The following is a 14,525-nucleotide window of genomic DNA, read 5'->3' on the forward strand; positions in this document are numbered from 1 at the left end:
CATGGTGGATCCATGATCCTGCTGGCCGTGCTCTTCGCCGTCCTCGGCGCCCTGAGCAACGCCGTGGGCACCGCCTTCCAGCGCAAGGCCGCCGCCACCGTGTCCCGGGGCGGCGGCCTCGGTCTGCTGCGGACCCTCGCCCGCCGCCCCGCCTGGGGCATCGGCATCCTCGGCGTCACCTGCGCGGCCCTCTTCCAGGCGCTGGCCCTGGTCAACGGCCCCATGGCCCTGGTGCAGCCGCTGTTCATCCTGGAACTGCCCTTCGCGCTGCTGGTCGCCGTCCCCCTCCTGCACCGCCGCCTCAGCCCGCCGGGCTGGTGGGCGGTGGGCGCCATGGTCGCGGGCCTGACCCTGCTGCTGGCCTCCGCCGCCCCGGCGGGCAGCCGGCAGCAGGCGCCCATGACCCGATGGATCCCGGTCCTGCTGCTGGCGCTCGGCGCCATCACCGCCGCCGTGCTGCTCGTCCGCTCCGCCACCTCCCCGCTGTTCCGCGCCGCCGCCCTCGCCGGCGCCGCCGCCATCGGCAACGCGGTGACCGCCGCCCTGATGAAGTCCGCCACCGGCCGCTTCGCCGACGCGGGCCTGACCGCCTTCCTCACCACCTGGCAGACCTACGGCTTCGCCCTCACCGGAGTCGCCGCCCTGCTCCTGCTGGAGAACGCCCTCCAGGCGGGCCCCCTCGCCGCCTCCCAGCCCGCCCTGACCGTCGGGGACGCGGCCGTCAGCCTGCTGCTGGGCGTCGCCCTGTTCGACGAGACCGTGCGCACCGGCTGGTGGCTGCTGCCGGAGGCACTCGGCATCGGCCTGATCCTGTGGGGCGTCCTGCGGCTGACCCGGGTCGTACCGCAACTGGCGGAGATCGCCCACTGACGGCGACCCCGCCGCCTCCGCCGGCTCCACCAAGTCCCGGCCCGCCTACGCCCGCCCCGGCGGTGGCCGCCCTGTCTACGCCGGGCCCGCCTGCGTCCGCCCTGCCTACCCCCGCCCCTCCGGTGGCCGCAGCCTCGCCTGCCGGGCCAGTGCCTCCAGCGCGGGCAGTGCCTCCCGCAGCAGCCCGCGCGGTCCCTCGTCCAGCAGCGCGATCTCCCGCGCCAGCGCGCCCGTGATCTCGGTCCGCGCCGCCCGCAGCACCGATCTGCCGGCACCGGTGAGCGAGAGCAGACTCGCCCGCTGGTCCTTCGGGTCCGGTGCGCGCCCCACCCATCCGGCGGCCACCAGCAGATCCACCATCCGTGAGGCCGTGGACAGGGTGATCCCGGTCCGCGCGGCCAGCTCCCCGATCCGTACGGGGCTCACCTCGTCGAGCACGCTCAGCGCGGCCAGCCGACTGGGTGTGAGACCGGGGTCGGTGCGCTGACCGCCCCGCAGCAGCGGGCCGAGGTGCTGGATCGCCATCCGCAGCCGCCCGGCCAGTTCGGCGTCACTCGCGCACTCCGCGCCGGTCGCGGGGGAGGGGAGGGGCCGCTCACTGCGGGCGGTCGACCCACCGGTACCGGGGGCCGGCACCCAGTCCGTCCCCGGGCCGGGCGGGACCGTGGCGGAGACCTCGCTCGTCCCCTCGCTCGTCCCCATGAAGACCACTGCCAGCGAAAGCCGGGAAAGGTGATATATGAGCTGACATATCCCGTATTACTTATCTTTCCGCAACCAATCTAATCCCGGGTCCGGACCGGAGCCACCCCCTCTGATTGGCTCTGCCGCGTGCTGGGTCACACCGCCCGCCCGGGGCGGTGTGACCCAGCACACCGGAACCGTGCCGGGCCTGCGGAGAGTACGAGGTGTGAGGGAAACAGAACCCGATGACGGACCCGAAGACACGCTGCGCGCGAGCGTGCGGGCGGGCGACCGGGAGGCGTTCGCCGCCCTGTACGACCGCAGCGCCCGCGCGGTCTACCACCACGCCCTGCGACTGACCGGCAGCCGCGCGGAGGCGGAGGACGTGATGTCCGAGACGTTCCTGGCGGCGTGGCGCAGCCGCGCGACCGTCGAGGAGGGCGGCGGCTCGCTCACGCCCTGGCTGCTCGGCATCGCGACCCACAAGGCGCACAACGCCAACCGAGGACTGCGGCGGCGGCTCGCCTTCCTGGCCCGCGACCCCGGGCCCCCGCCGGTCGCGGACTTCGCGGACGAGACGGCCGGCCGGATCGACGACGCCCGCCGACTCGCCCGGGTCCACACGGCCCTGCGGCGGCTGCGCCGCGCCGACCGCGAGGTGATCGCGCTGTGCGTGGGCGCCGGACTGGACTACCAGCAGGCCGCCGAGGCGCTCGGCGTCCCGGTCGGCACCGTCCGCTCCCGGCTGTCCCGCGCCCGCGCCCGGCTCGCCCGGTACAGCTCCGCATCCGCGCACATCCAGGACGGTACGGAACCGTGGCCCCGCCGCGGAACGAAAGAGAGTGAGGCCGCGTTCGCGGCCCTGCCGCTGCGGGAGGAGACCCCATGAACACCGACCACCAGCGCCCCGGTCCGGCCCGGAACGAGGCGGAGGACCTGCTCGCGGCCTCGGCCGACTGGGATCTCCTCCCTCCGACGCGGCACCGCCTGCTCAAGGAATCCCTGATGCGTCAGCTCGACCACGACCCCCACACCCCCGAGTCCGCCCCGGCCCCGGTTCCGGCCCGCCGCCGCCTCCCGCGCCCGGCCCTCGCGCTGCCCGCCGCCGCCCTGGCCCTGGCCGGTGTCCTCGCCGTCACCCTGACCGGCGGCGAGAACGGTCCCGCCCCGGCCGTCGGCGCACAGCCCCGGACAGGCACCGCCCATGTCACCCTCGACCGGATCGCCGCCGCCGCCGCGCGGACCGACGCCGTACCGGTCCGGGAGGACCAGTTCGTCTATGTCGAGCGGCTGGCGCGGGAGAACAAGGGTGACTTCGGCGGCCCGGTAAAACTCGGCGCCGCGCACCGGGCGGAGAGCTGGACGGCCCAGCGGCCGGAACCGGTCACCGTCACCGGCTGGCTGCGCGCCAGCGGCCAGGACGCGGTCATGCCGGGGCAGTTGATCCCGGTCACCTCCGGTGACGCGGAAGGACCCGGACTGCGCCGACCCACCTACGCCTGGCTCGCCGCGCTGCCCGGCGACCCGGACGCGCTGCTCGACCGGCTCCGCGCCCAGATCACCGTGGCCGAGGGCGACTCGGAGGACCAGGCGGTGTTCGGCGCGATCGGCGATCTCCTCAGCGGATCGCTCCTGCCGCCCGGCACCGCCGCCGCGCTGTACCGGGCGCTCGCCGAGATCCCCGGCATCACCTGGGTGCCGGACGCCGTCGACGCGGCGGGCCGCCACGGCATCGGCATCACCCATGAGGCGGAGGGCTCCGCGACACGGTCGGTGCTGATCTTCGACGAGGAGAGCTTGGTGTATCTCGGGTCGCAGCAGTACTTCGTGGACGTGGCGGGTGCGTCGGGTGCGTCGGGTGCGTCGGAGGGGGCCGGTGGGCCCGGTGGATCTGGTGGGTCCGGTGGGTCCGGTGCCTCCGGCTCCTCCGGTGACGAACTGTTCGGCACGGACGCCGTCATGGCCCGCGGCGTGGTCGACCGGCAGGGCGAGACGCCCACGGGACCGACCGCCCCCTGAGCCGAGTCCGTTGGACGGGGCGCCCCTTTGGGGCACGCCTGCCGGACGGACCGCGTTGGCGATGGGCCGCCCCTCGAGGCTCCCTGCCGGACGGACCGCCCCTTGAGGCACGTCCGCCGGGCGGACCGCCCCCCGACCCACCTCGTCCGCGGCGCGTCCCCGGTCCGGCTCCCCGGGCCGGGGACGGTCACTCCACCAGCACGCCGAACACCAGGAACCCGCCCACCGCCGTCAGGAACAGCCCGCCGAGGAGCAAGGCCACCAGCTTCGCCAGCAGTGCCAGCAGGGTGACTTGGGAGGCGGCCCGCTCGGGACGGCGTGGATCGTAGGCCACCTCGATGGTGGACGTGCTCAGCCTGCTCCGGTACTCGTGCTCGTGGCCCTCGACGTCCTTGTAGACATAGCTGGTCGTCTTCCCGCTGACCCGGCCCGCCGCGTAGGCCGGGACGACGATCCCCCGGCCCCGCAGTATCGTCCGGCGCCACACGTCATGCCCGGCGGTACCGAGCATCGCCACGCCCATGACCAGCGGCAACACCCCGATGACCACGCCCAGGACCCGGGAACCGTGCACCGTGCCCACCCAACCCGCGTAGGCGAGATAGGCGAGCGGCACGACCCACAGCAGCGCCCCCACCAGCCGCCCTCCCGTCTCCTCGGGCAGGGTGTCGGAGTGGGTGAGCGCGCTGCCGCGCGGATCGCGCCGCTCGGGCAGCGCGGCGGCCAGTGCCGTCACGAACGCCCGGGTGGCCGCCGGGTTTCCGCCCTCGATCCGGTGGGTGACCCCGTCGGTGAGGGTGATGACCACGGCCTGCGGGCCGTCGGTACCGACCTCGCCGATGGCGGGGAAGGGGATGTCGAGCACCTGTCTGTGCTGGGTGAGCTGGACGCCCTCGGCGTCGAGTACCGCGGTGACACCTCGTCCGGGCAGGATCTGGGCGGGAACGCCGGAAGTGACCATGACCCTTGGACCCCCCGGATCCACCAAAGGTTGCACAGTGAACGGCCTTGTCTTCAGGGGCCGAACTCCGCCCGCCCGGCATCGCGCCGCCCAGGCCATAACCCGTGGCAGGAGCAGGTGCGCCACCGTCTATGCTGCGGCGGACGAGCGAGCGGGAACCGGGGAGGCGCGGCGTGTTCGGCAAGCTGTTCGGCAGGGACGGGGAGAGACCCGCGGCGGATACCTACGCCCTGCCCGTCCCCGGCACCCGGCGCAGTGGTGTCCACCCGCTGCGGGCCCTCGGCGACACCCGGGTCATGGCCCTGGTGCGGGCCGCCGAGGACGGCGACTGGGAGGGCATCAAGGAGACCTCCGCCCCCTTCGACCTGGGCCGCGACCACCGCGTCCTCGGCCAGTTGGCCGAGATCGAGGGCATCGAGGAGTGGATCGGACGCCCGGTGCGGCGCGACAAGGAGCACCGCGCCACGGCCCTGCTGATCTCCGGGCTGCGCCATGTCACCTGGGGCTGGGAGGCCCGTACCGACGCCCGAGCCGTGGATGTCACCCAGGAGCAGTGGAAGATCTTCCACGAGCGGCTGCACATCGCTGAGGAACACCTCCTGGAGGCCGCCGAGTTGCGCCCGGAGTGGATCACACCCTGGCGTCAGCTGCTCGTCTCGGGCCGTGGCATGTCGGTGGGCGCCGCGGTGCAGGAGACCCGGCTCGCCGCCGCGCTGCGCCGCGCCCCGCTGGACCCGCAGATCCACGCGGAGCGGGTGACCCAGTTGCAGCCCCGGTGGGGCGGTGAGCCCGGTGCGGCGCTCGCCTACGCCCGCGAGGTGTACGCGACGGCGCCCGAGGGGCATCCGCTCGGCTGTGTGATCGCCTTCGCCCATATCGAGGAGTGGGTCGAGTCGGACCGGCAGGACTGTCTGGAGACCCGCGCGATCCGCCAGGAGCTGTGCGAGGCCGCCCGGCACAGCATCCTCCACCCCGCCTATGTCCGGACCCCCGGCTGGCAGTACGACTTCAACGCCTTCGCCATGGCCCTGTCGCTGGCCGCCGAGAGCAAGGTGTGCGCCCGCCTCTTCCACGAACTCGGCGGCGCCTTCACCTCCTGGCCCTGGGCCTACCTGGCCGAGCCGGAAGAGGCGTACGGCCGCGCCCGCCGCCGCGCCTGAGCGCTCCGCTCCCCTCGCAGCACCCTCCCGTATCCCGAACACCGCACCCCGGACTGCCCGATGACACTGCCCGACACCCCGCCCCCGCCCGGCGCCGACCGCACGTTCCAGGTGGACCTGCGCGGCCTGGTCGACCTGCTCTCCCACCACCTCTACTCCAGCCCCCGGGTCTATCTGCGCGAACTCCTCCAGAACGCGGTGGACGCCCTGACCGCCCGGCACACCCTCGAACCCACCGCCCCCGCGGGCGCCTTCGGTATCCGGCTCACCGCCGACGGCACCGCCGTACGTGTCGAGGACGACGGAGTGGGCCTCACCGAGGACGACGTCCACACCTTCCTCGCCACCATCGGCCGCAGCAGCAAACGCGCCGACCGGATCGCCGAACAACGCGCCGACTACATCGGCCAGTTCGGCATCGGCCTGCTGTCCTGCTTCCTCGTCGCCGACGAGATCCACGTCCTCAGCCGCTCCGCCCGCACCCCCGACGCGCCCGCCGTGGAGTGGCGGGGCCGCGGCGACGGCAGCTACACGGTCCGCGCCCTGCCCGCCGCCACCCGCCCCCGGCCCGGCACCACCGTCACCCTCACCCCGCGCGCCGACGCCGGGGAGTGGACCCGGCCCGCCCAGGTGCACGCCCTGGCCCGGCACTTCGGCGCCCTGCTGCGCCACCCGGTCACTTTCGTTGACGGCGGCGGCCCGGCCGTCGCCGTCAACCCCGAACCCGCCCCCTGGGTCACCCCCCACCCCACCCCGGGCGCCCGCTCCCGCGCCCTGGCCGCCTATGGCGAGCAGGTCTTCGGGTTCAAGCCCCTGGACACCATCGAACTCGACCTCCCCGCGGTGGGCCTCAAGGGCATCGCCTGTGTGCTGCCCGAGCCGGTACCGGCCGGACGCCGCAGCGGGCACCGCGTCCACGTCAAGGGCATGTTGCTGTCCGAGCACGCCGAGGAGATCCTGCCCGAGTGGGCGTTCTTCGTCCGCTGTGTGATCGACGCCGAGAGCCTGCGCCCCACCGCGTCCCGCGAGTCCCTCTACGAGGACGACACCCTCGCCGCCGTCCGTGACGCCCTCGCCGGCTGTCTGCGCGACTGGATCTCCCGTACCGCCGCCAGCGACCCGGAACTCCTCGGCCGCTTCCTCCAGGCCCACCACTTGGCCGTCAAGTCACTGGCCGTGCACGACGACGAGATCCTGCGGATGCTGCTGCCCTGGCTGCCGTTCGAGACCACCGACGGACACACCACCCTCGACGAGTTCGCCCGCGCCCACCGCACCGTGCTGGTCACCACCGGAGTCGAGGAGTTCCGGCAGGTCGCCGCCATCGCCTCGGCCGCCGGACTCGGCGTCGTCAACGGCGGCTACACCTACGACCGGCAGCTCGTCCACCGGCTGCCCGAGATCCGCCCCGAGATCAGCGTCGCCGACCTCGACCCGGCCACCCTCACCGCCCATCTCGACCCCGTCGACCGGGACACCGAACTCGCCGCCGCGGCCTATCTCGCCCAGGCCCGCGACACCCTCGCCGTCTTCGACTGCGATGTCACGCTGCGCACCTTCCAGCCCGCCTCCGCGCCCGCCCTGCTCCTCGACAACCGCGAGGCCCGCCACGAACGCACCCGCTCCCAGCTCGCCCGGGAGCAGCAGGGCGGACTGTGGGGCGACATCCTCGGCGCGCTGCGCCACGAGGCACCCCGCGCCCAGCTCATCCTCAACCAGCTCAACCCCCTGGTCCGCGCCGCCGTCGCCATCGACACCCCCGAACTGGCCCGCACCAGCGCCGAAGCGCTCTACGGACAGGCCGCGATGCTGTCCCGGCGCCCGCTCCGGCCCGCCGAGTCGAGTCTCATCAACCGCTCCTTCCTCGACCTTCTCGCCCACGCCCTCCGCAAGGACGGCTGAGGACAGCCAAGGACTGCCGACCATGCCGACCCCGCCCCAGACCACCGACGAGCTGTACCAGGCGCTCCAGGACAACGACCGGCGTCCCTACGGCCGCAGCCGCACCGTCACCGCCGAGGAACTCGCCGAGGCCGCCGAGCAGTTCGCCGAGCCCGCCGTCCTCGTCGACGCGCTCCTCGAACTCCAGGAGGCGTACACCTACGGCTCCGAACCCCGTAAGTCACCCGTCGTGTTCGCCCGGCTGCTCACCCTCTACGACGAGCAGCCCGACGTCTTCGACGACCGCACCCGCCACCTCCTGTTCTGGCGCTTCAAATGGGTCGCCCACGCCCTGCGCCAACTCCCCGAGATACCGCTGACCACCCTGCGCCAGTGGCTCACGGAGATGCGCGAGCGCTACCAGAGGGCCGGACTCGGCCTCCAGCCCTACTACGGCCAGGCGTACCAGCTCGCCCAGCACGTGGGCGGCGACACCACCGCCGCCTACGAGCTGTGGGCCGCCCGCACCCGGGACCGGCTCAGCGACTGCGAGGCGTGCGAGACCTGCGGACGGGCCCAGTACCGACTGGCACAGGGCGACGACAAGGGCGCGCTGCGGATGTGGGAACCCGTCCTCGCCGGACAGGAGTCCTGCCAGGAGGAGCCCGCCCGCTCCATCTCCCACGCCCTGCTGCCCCTGCTGCGCACCGGACGGTCCGACCGGGCCCGGGAACTGCACCTGGCCGGCTACCGGGGCTGCCGCCGCAGCTCCGCCATGTCCGCCGAGATCGGCCGCCATCTGGAGTTCTGCGCCCTGACCGGCAACGAGGCACGCGGCCTCGAACTGCTCGCCGAGAACCGCACCCTGTTCGACGAGACCGACTCGCCGCTTGACCAGCTCGACTTCCTCACCGGCACGGAGGTCCTCCTCCAGCGCGTCGAGGCGCTCGGCCACGGTGAGCTGCCCGCCGCCGGACCCGCGGGCCGCACCTGGACCGCCGCCGCCCTCCGCGCCGAGCTGCACACCCGCGCCGACGACCTCGCCGCCCGCTTCGACGCCCGCAACGGCACCACCACCCACACCGACCGCCGCAGGACCCGGCTGGACCGGGCCCCGCTGCTGGACGGCCTCGAACTGACCCTGCGCCCCCGCACCCTGGACGACATCACCCCGGCCGCAGCCCCCACCGCCGCGCCCCGGGCCGACGCGCCCACCGAGCCGCTGCCCGACCTCATCCTGCGGGCGCGGAAACTGGAGGCGGAGGGCCACCCCGACGCACTGGCCTGCTGGCGGCGGCTGCGCGCCCTGGCCACCGCCCGTGGCTACACCCACCCCGCCGACCCGGCCGTCGGCCCGCTGGTCCGGCTCCGCGCCGACCTGCTGAGCGACGAGGCGGCCCGCGCCGTAGACCGCCACGCCTACCCCGACGCCGCCGAGCTGCACGAGGAGGCCGCGGCCCTGTACGAGGACGCCGGGGCACCGGGACACGCCGTACTCGCCCGCGCCTGCGCCCTGTTCGCCGCCGCGGCCGACGACGAGGGCGACGGGGAAGCCGGGGAAGCCACGGACAGGGCGGCCCGGCTGACCGACGCCCACATGTCCCTGGTCCGGCTGCACGAGGCGGCGACCGGTCTCGCCCCCTACCAGGAGGCCCGGCTGCTGCGGCTGCGGGCCACCCTGCTCGGTCTGCGGCTCCAGACGACCGGCGACCAGGACCACGCCGAGCCCCTCACCGCCGAGGTGGAGCGGCTGCACACCTTCGCCACCCGGCACGGCGTCGTCAGCCAGATCTCCGCCGCCGAACTGCAACGCGCCACCGTCCACGCCCTCACCGGCGAACTGCCCGCCGCCATCGCCGCCCTCGACGCCCAGCTCGACCGGCTCCGGGCACACGGCCCCGCCTGGCATCTGCCCCGCGCCCTCGGACTGCGCGGCCGGCTGCATCTCGGCGACGGCGATGCCGCCGCCGCCCACACCGACCTCACCGAAGCCCTGCGGCTGGCCGCCGACTGGCCCGCCGGGACCGTCGACACCGCCCGGCTGCACGGCGACACGGCCCAGGCCGCCCTGCACCTGGGCCGCCCCGAGGAAGCCCTGCGCCACCTCACCCGCTCCGCCGAACTCGATCTGCGCCAGGGCAGCCGCACCGAGGCGTACTGCACCTACAGCAACGCCGCCCAGCTCAGCCTGGACCTCGGACGGGTCGAGGACTGCATCGCCCTGCTCGACTCCCTGCTGAGCGAACTGGACGCCGTTGCCGGGGAGTTGGACGACCGGCTCCTCGCCCAGCTCCGGCTGACCCGGGCCCGCGCGCTGCACTCGGGGGAGGACCGCAAGGCGGCCACCGCGGAGTTCGTCGCCCTCGCCGCCGAGTCCGCCGCCTGGGACGACGACCCCGGCAGCCACGCCATGATCGCCGCCGAGACCGCCGTGGTCCTCGCCGAGAACGGCGACTTCGCCCGCGCCCGCGACGCCGCCCGGCAGGCCCTGGCCGCGCACGCCAGGTCGCCCCGCTACGAGCAGCTCAGCAACAGCCTGCGCGAACTGGCCCGCCTCCAGGCCGAACAGCAGGGCGCCGAGGGCCTGACCGCCGCCCTCGCCCACCTCGCCGACGCCGCCCGGGTGGCCGACGAGGCACAGGCCGCCGGGTACACCGCCCGGGGCCGCGCCCTCGCCCCGGCCCTCGCCTACGAACACGGCCGGGTCAACGCCTACGCGGGCGCCTACGAGGACTCCCTCGCCGCGCTGGAGCAGGCCCTCGCCCTGCTGGGCGACCGGGGGCCCGAGGACGACCCGGAGGAGTGGTCCGAGTCCGTCCGCCTGGCCGCCGTAGTGGAGGGCCTCTACCTCGAGCGCACGGCCGCCGCCCTGACCCGGCTGGACTCCGCGATCAGCAGACTGACCGACCTGGACCGCACGGCCGAGCAGGAACCCCTCAGGGCCCTGGCGGCGCGACTGCGCGACGAGGAGTGACACCCGCCGACGCGGAACGGCCGGAGGCGGCACGCGGGTGCGTACGCCTCCGGCCGGAGGGGGGTCAGTCCAGCGGGAGCACCCGGTAGGTCAGCGAGTAGGCGTAGTCGGTGCCCTTCTGCACCTTGGCGATGTTGGTGGTGTTGACCCGGGTGTCGTTCAGCTCGAACACACCGAGCTTGTCGTCGGGGTCGATGTAGTCGGTGTCCTGCTCCCACAGTTCGACGTTGAGGACCGTGCCGCCCTCGAAGATGAACCGCTCGGGGTCGATGTGGTGGTAGTCGACGGTGCCGCGCTCCACACACACCGAGGTGGGCACCACCACACCGCCGTCCAGCTTGAGGTACAGCTCGTCCTCGCCGCTCTCGGAGATGTTGGTGCAGCGCAGGGTCAGCAGCTGGATCTTGTACAGCTCGCCCGGCACCATCTGACTGCCCGCCCCCGCGGCCGAGGCGGCGGGAACGGTCAGGGCGAGCGCGGTACCGAGGACGGCGCCTGCGGTGGCGAGTCTGCGGAAGGTGGTCGAAGACATGGGGTCCTCCCCGTTTGAAGGAAGCTGACGGAACCTGACGGAACCTGATGGAACGTGCTGGTCACCGGAGCGGAGGCGGGAGACCGCGGACCGGACCGGGTGCCCCGGAGGGCAGCGCTACCTTCACCCGCGGGGACGGACACCGGACAGAGCAGCCGACTGCTCCAACGGGGCGCGGGGACTACCTCATCGCCCCCTCATCGCCCCCCTCATCGCCCCCTCACCGTCCGGCTGTCCCGTCGCGGTCCGGAAGCCGCCAGCGAGCCTCTTTCGTCGTCCGGGCAGCCGTGCGCGCGGTCACCTCGTCGCCGTGAGCAGGCCGTCCGTGGTCCCCACTCCCGCCCCTGAAGCCGCCCCCGTCTGAGCCCCCGGGCGCGCCGCCGTGCCCCCCGCCGGAGGCGTCTGGCAGGCTTGCGGGCCGTGCGCGGCGGCAGGGGGGACGGCCGGGGACCGGGAGCCGCCGCGCGGAGGGGCGGAGGGGTGGGGCGATGGCGGGCGCGCGCGGCGGGCGGATGCCGTTCACGGGGCGGGACACGGCGCTGGGCGAACTGGCCGGGGCGCTACGGCGGCCGGGCTGCCGGGCCGTGCTGATCACCGGCCCACCGGGCGTCGGCAAGAGCCGGCTGGCCGAGGAGTTCCTCGCCCGCTCCCGGCACGCGGACAGCCGCCCCGGCGTCCGGGTACGGGCCACCGGGACCGGACACGCGCCACCCCTGTCGGCGCTGTCCCCGCTCCTCCCGCCGGACGCCATGGCACCGTCCGGACATCCCGCGTCGGGCGCCGATCCGGCGGCGGCGCTGCTCGCGGCCCGGCGCCGGGCCGCCGACCGCCGGGCGGCCTCGGGAGTCCCGGCCCTCCTGGTGGTGGACGACATCCACCTCCTCGACGACACCTCGTGCGCGCTGCTGGCCCTGCTGCTCGCGGACGGCTCGGTCTTCCTCACGGCCACCCTGCCCGACGGCGCCGCCTGGCCCGGGTTCCTGCGGGCGCTGTGGCGGGAGGACGCCCTGCTGCCGCTGTCCCTGCCGCCGTTCACCGCCGACGAGACGGCCACGCTGCTGTCCGCCGCCCTCGCCGGACCCGTCACCGCCCCGGCCGCGCGGGCGCTGTGGGACGCGGCGCGGGGCAACGCCCTGATGCTGCGCGAACTGCTCCGCGCGGCACGGGCCGACGGCTCCCTGCGCGAGGTGCTCGGCGTGTGGTGCCTGGCCCGTCCGCTGCCCGCCCGGCTCCCCGGCGGCTGGCCAGACTCCCGGCTCGACCAGCTCACCGAGGTCCAGCGGTCGCTGCTGGAACTCCTCGCGGTCTGCGGACCGATCGGGCTGCGCGACGGCCTCGACCTGGTCGGTCCCGCGGTCCTCGCCGAACTGGAGGGCCGGGGCCTGGTGGTCTCCCGGGTGGAGGGCCGCCGCGAACGGCTCGCCCTGGCGCCCGCCTCGCTCGCCGGGGCGGTCCGCTCGGTGCTGCCCCGATTACGGGCCCGCGCCCTGCTCCTCGACCAGGTCGCGCGGGTCCGCGCGTACGGGGCGCGGCGCACCGAGGACACGGCGGCCCTCGCCCGCTGGGAGGTCGAGGCGACCGGGACGGCCGATCCGGAGCTGCTCGTCCGGGCCGCCCAGCAGGCCCTGCACGCCGGTGACGTGGACACCATGTGCGCCCTGGCGCGGGCCGCCCTCGCCCATGGGTCCCGGCCGCGTGCCGCGCTGATGCTCGGTGAGGCGCTGGGCCAGCGCGGCGACTTCACCGAGGGCATCGCCGTACTGGAGGACGGATTCGCGGCGGCGGGCCCGGACGAGGTGAGCCCGGTCGCCGTGACCCTCGCCGTGCACCACTTCTACGGGCCGGGCGACGGCGAGCGCGCCCTCGCCGTGCTCGCGCAGGCCGCCGAACGCGGCGGCCCGTCGGCGGTGCTGGCCGCCCGTGAGGCGACCCTGCTGATGGCGGACGGCCGGGTCGACCGGGCCCGGGAGGTGCTGGCGCCCTGGCCGGTGCGCGCGCCCGCCGCGCCGGCCGCGTCGTCCGACGTGGTCCTGCGTCAGGCCGTGCTGCGGCTCCAGCTCGCGTCGGGGGCGGCGCAGGACGCGGTGGCCACCGGCCGGGCCGTGCGCGAGGCGCACCGGACGGTGACCGACCGGACGGAGGTGTTCTACCCGGCCCGCAGCGACTACCTCCTGGCCCAGGCGCTGCTGGAGGCCGGGCACTTCGAGGAGGCGGCCCAGCGCGCCCGCGAGGGCCTCGACGAGCTGCTCACCAGCCCGGTCCCCGCGATGGTGGTCTGGTTCGAGTGGGTGCGCGGCGGGGCCGCCCTGGAGCGCGGCCACCTGGCGGACGCCGCCCGGCACTTCCGCGAGGCCCGCGCCCAGGCACACCTGTACGGACACCGGTACGCGGAGCAGCGTGCCCTCGCCGGACTGGTGCTGGCCCAGGCGTACACCGGCCATGTCGGACCGGAGGCGGCGGACCTGGCGGCCGTGGCGACCGGCGGACCCGGCCCGGCCCGGCAGGCCGACACGCTGCGGGCGTACGCCTGGACCCGGTGGCTGGGGGGCCGCCGCGACGAGGCGGCCGGGCTGCTGCGGGAGACCGCCGAACGGGTCCGCGCGCGGGGTGAGACGTCGGTGGCGCTGGTCCTCACCCACGACCTGGTCCGCTGGGGCGACCCGGTAGCGGCTCGGGAGCTGCCGGGGGCGGCGGCAGCCGCGCAGGGGCCGGGCGCGGCGGCCCGCGCGGCGCACGCGCGGGCGCTCGCCCGGCGGGACCCGGTCGCGCTGACCGCCGCCGCGGAACGCTGGGAGGCACTGGGCGCGCCGCTGTACGCGGCCGAGGCGCTGGCGCAGGCGGCGGTCGCGGGCCGCCGTCCGGCGGGCGCGGCGGCCGAGTCGGCGGCCCGCCGGGCGGCCACCCGCGCCCGGCTGCTGGCGGACCGCTGCGGTGCCGTCACCCCGGCGCTGCGCGCCCTGGCCGATCCGGCCCTCCCCGGCCCGGCCGCGCTGACCGCCCGGGAGCAGGAGATCGCGGACGGCGCGGCACGCGGCCGGAGCAGCCGTCAGATCGCGGCGGAGTGCGGCCTGTCGGTCCGCACGGTCGACAACACCCTCGGCCGGGCCTACCGGAAACTCGGCGTCCGCAACCGCGCCGAACTGACAGCGGTACTGCTGTCCCCGACCCAGGCCCGGGGAGCCCCGCCCGTGGGCCACCGGGACCCGTGAACCGGCCGGTTGTCGGCGGTCGGCTGCGGTGGCGCGGGGCCGGAGGGGTCGTCAGGTCGGGGGCGGGGGCGCGGTGCGCCTGGTGCCGTGACCTGGACCGCCGGTCGTGGGCCGGGGCGCGGTGCGCTTGGTGCCGTGACCGGGCCCGCCGTTCGGCGACCCGCGCCCGCTGACCGAACCGGCGTTGTCACGCCTCCGGCCGCGCGCACCTCCGGGGGCGGGAGGGCGCGGCCGG

The 14,525-nt window shown here is 75.4% G+C and carries 10 protein-coding genes; 7 read left to right on the forward strand and 3 right to left on the reverse strand.

The window, feature by feature from the left end; all coding sequences use genetic code 11:
• Positions 1 to 12 precede the first annotated feature (12 nt).
• On the forward strand, positions 13 to 870 hold the full coding sequence (locus AB0D49_RS20365; RefSeq protein WP_362759042.1) for a DMT family transporter: 858 nt from the start codon (positions 13 to 15) through the stop codon (positions 868 to 870).
• A gap of 105 nt (positions 871 to 975) precedes the next feature.
• On the opposite strand, the gene AB0D49_RS20370 is transcribed toward AB0D49_RS20365, so the two are convergent.
• Entirely contained in the window at positions 976 to 1,572 is a 597-nt protein-coding gene (locus tag AB0D49_RS20370; RefSeq protein WP_362759044.1) for a MarR family winged helix-turn-helix transcriptional regulator, read from the reverse strand.
• Between the two features lie 247 nt (positions 1,573 to 1,819).
• Between AB0D49_RS20370 and AB0D49_RS20375 the strand changes: the two genes are divergently transcribed.
• On the forward strand, positions 1,820 to 2,443 hold the full coding sequence (locus AB0D49_RS20375; RefSeq protein ID WP_362759510.1) for an RNA polymerase sigma factor: 624 nt from the start codon (positions 1,820 to 1,822) through the stop codon (positions 2,441 to 2,443).
• Positions 2,440 to 3,573 carry a CU044_5270 family protein gene (locus AB0D49_RS20380; RefSeq protein WP_362759046.1) on the forward strand — a complete coding sequence of 378 codons (1,134 nt, stop codon included), beginning with the start codon at positions 2,440 to 2,442 and terminating at the stop codon, positions 3,571 to 3,573. Before AB0D49_RS20375 ends, AB0D49_RS20380 begins: the two co-directional genes overlap by 4 nt.
• A 187-nt stretch (positions 3,574 to 3,760) precedes the next feature.
• Here AB0D49_RS20380 and AB0D49_RS20385 read toward each other — a convergent pair whose 3' ends face one another.
• Positions 3,761 to 4,534 (reverse strand): DUF3592 domain-containing protein, encoded by a 774-nt coding sequence (locus AB0D49_RS20385; RefSeq protein ID WP_362759048.1) that lies wholly within the window; start codon positions 4,532 to 4,534, stop codon positions 3,761 to 3,763.
• 173 nt (positions 4,535 to 4,707) lie between these two features.
• Here AB0D49_RS20385 and AB0D49_RS20390 point away from each other — a divergent pair, with 173 nt between their 5' ends.
• Genes AB0D49_RS20390 through AB0D49_RS20400 form a run of 3 tightly spaced genes read left to right on the forward strand, consistent with a single transcriptional unit; the run spans position 4,708 to position 10,549 of the window.
• Complete coding sequence (locus AB0D49_RS20390; protein ID WP_362759050.1) at positions 4,708 to 5,694, forward strand: hypothetical protein; 987 nt, start codon at positions 4,708 to 4,710, stop codon at positions 5,692 to 5,694.
• Between the two features lie 60 nt (positions 5,695 to 5,754).
• Complete coding sequence (locus tag AB0D49_RS20395; protein WP_362759052.1) at positions 5,755 to 7,596, forward strand: HSP90 family protein; 1,842 nt, start codon at positions 5,755 to 5,757, stop codon at positions 7,594 to 7,596.
• A gap of 22 nt (positions 7,597 to 7,618) precedes the next feature.
• Positions 7,619 to 10,549 carry a hypothetical protein gene (locus tag AB0D49_RS20400; protein ID WP_362759054.1) on the forward strand — a complete coding sequence of 977 codons (2,931 nt, stop codon included), beginning with the start codon at positions 7,619 to 7,621 and terminating at the stop codon, positions 10,547 to 10,549.
• 64 nt (positions 10,550 to 10,613) lie between these two features.
• Here AB0D49_RS20400 and AB0D49_RS20405 read toward each other — a convergent pair whose 3' ends face one another.
• Positions 10,614 to 11,081 (reverse strand): hypothetical protein, encoded by a 468-nt coding sequence (locus AB0D49_RS20405; protein ID WP_362759056.1) that lies wholly within the window; start codon positions 11,079 to 11,081, stop codon positions 10,614 to 10,616.
• Positions 11,082 to 11,569: 488 nt separating this feature from the next.
• On the opposite strand from AB0D49_RS20405, the gene AB0D49_RS20410 reads away from it, so the two are divergent.
• Positions 11,570 to 14,290 (forward strand): AAA family ATPase, encoded by a 2,721-nt coding sequence (locus AB0D49_RS20410; RefSeq protein ID WP_362759058.1) that lies wholly within the window; start codon positions 11,570 to 11,572, stop codon positions 14,288 to 14,290.
• The last annotated feature ends 235 nt before the right edge of the window (positions 14,291 to 14,525 follow it).

It is taken from the genome of Streptomyces sp. NPDC048290 (assembly GCF_040652095.1).
GTDB lineage: Bacteria > Actinomycetota > Actinomycetes > Streptomycetales > Streptomycetaceae > Streptomyces.

Bases quoted from the DNA above. Each gene is read 5' to 3' on its own strand.
- AB0D49_RS20400 (WP_362759054.1), top strand. From the start codon at position 7,619: ATGCCGACCCCGCCCCAGACCACCGACGAGCTGTACCAGGCGCTCCAG.
- AB0D49_RS20380 (WP_362759046.1), top strand. From the start codon at position 2,440: ATGAACACCGACCACCAGCGCCCCGGTCCGGCCCGGAACGAGGCGGAG.
- AB0D49_RS20395 (WP_362759052.1), top strand. From the start codon at position 5,755: ATGACACTGCCCGACACCCCGCCCCCGCCCGGCGCCGACCGCACGTTC.
- AB0D49_RS20410 (WP_362759058.1), top strand. From the start codon at position 11,570: ATGGCGGGCGCGCGCGGCGGGCGGATGCCGTTCACGGGGCGGGACACG.
- AB0D49_RS20365 (WP_362759042.1), top strand. From the start codon at position 13: ATGATCCTGCTGGCCGTGCTCTTCGCCGTCCTCGGCGCCCTGAGCAAC.
- AB0D49_RS20370 (WP_362759044.1), bottom strand. From the start codon at position 1,572: ATGGGGACGAGCGAGGGGACGAGCGAGGTCTCCGCCACGGTCCCGCCC.
- AB0D49_RS20385 (WP_362759048.1), bottom strand. From the start codon at position 4,534: ATGGTCACTTCCGGCGTTCCCGCCCAGATCCTGCCCGGACGAGGTGTC.
- AB0D49_RS20405 (WP_362759056.1), bottom strand. From the start codon at position 11,081: ATGTCTTCGACCACCTTCCGCAGACTCGCCACCGCAGGCGCCGTCCTC.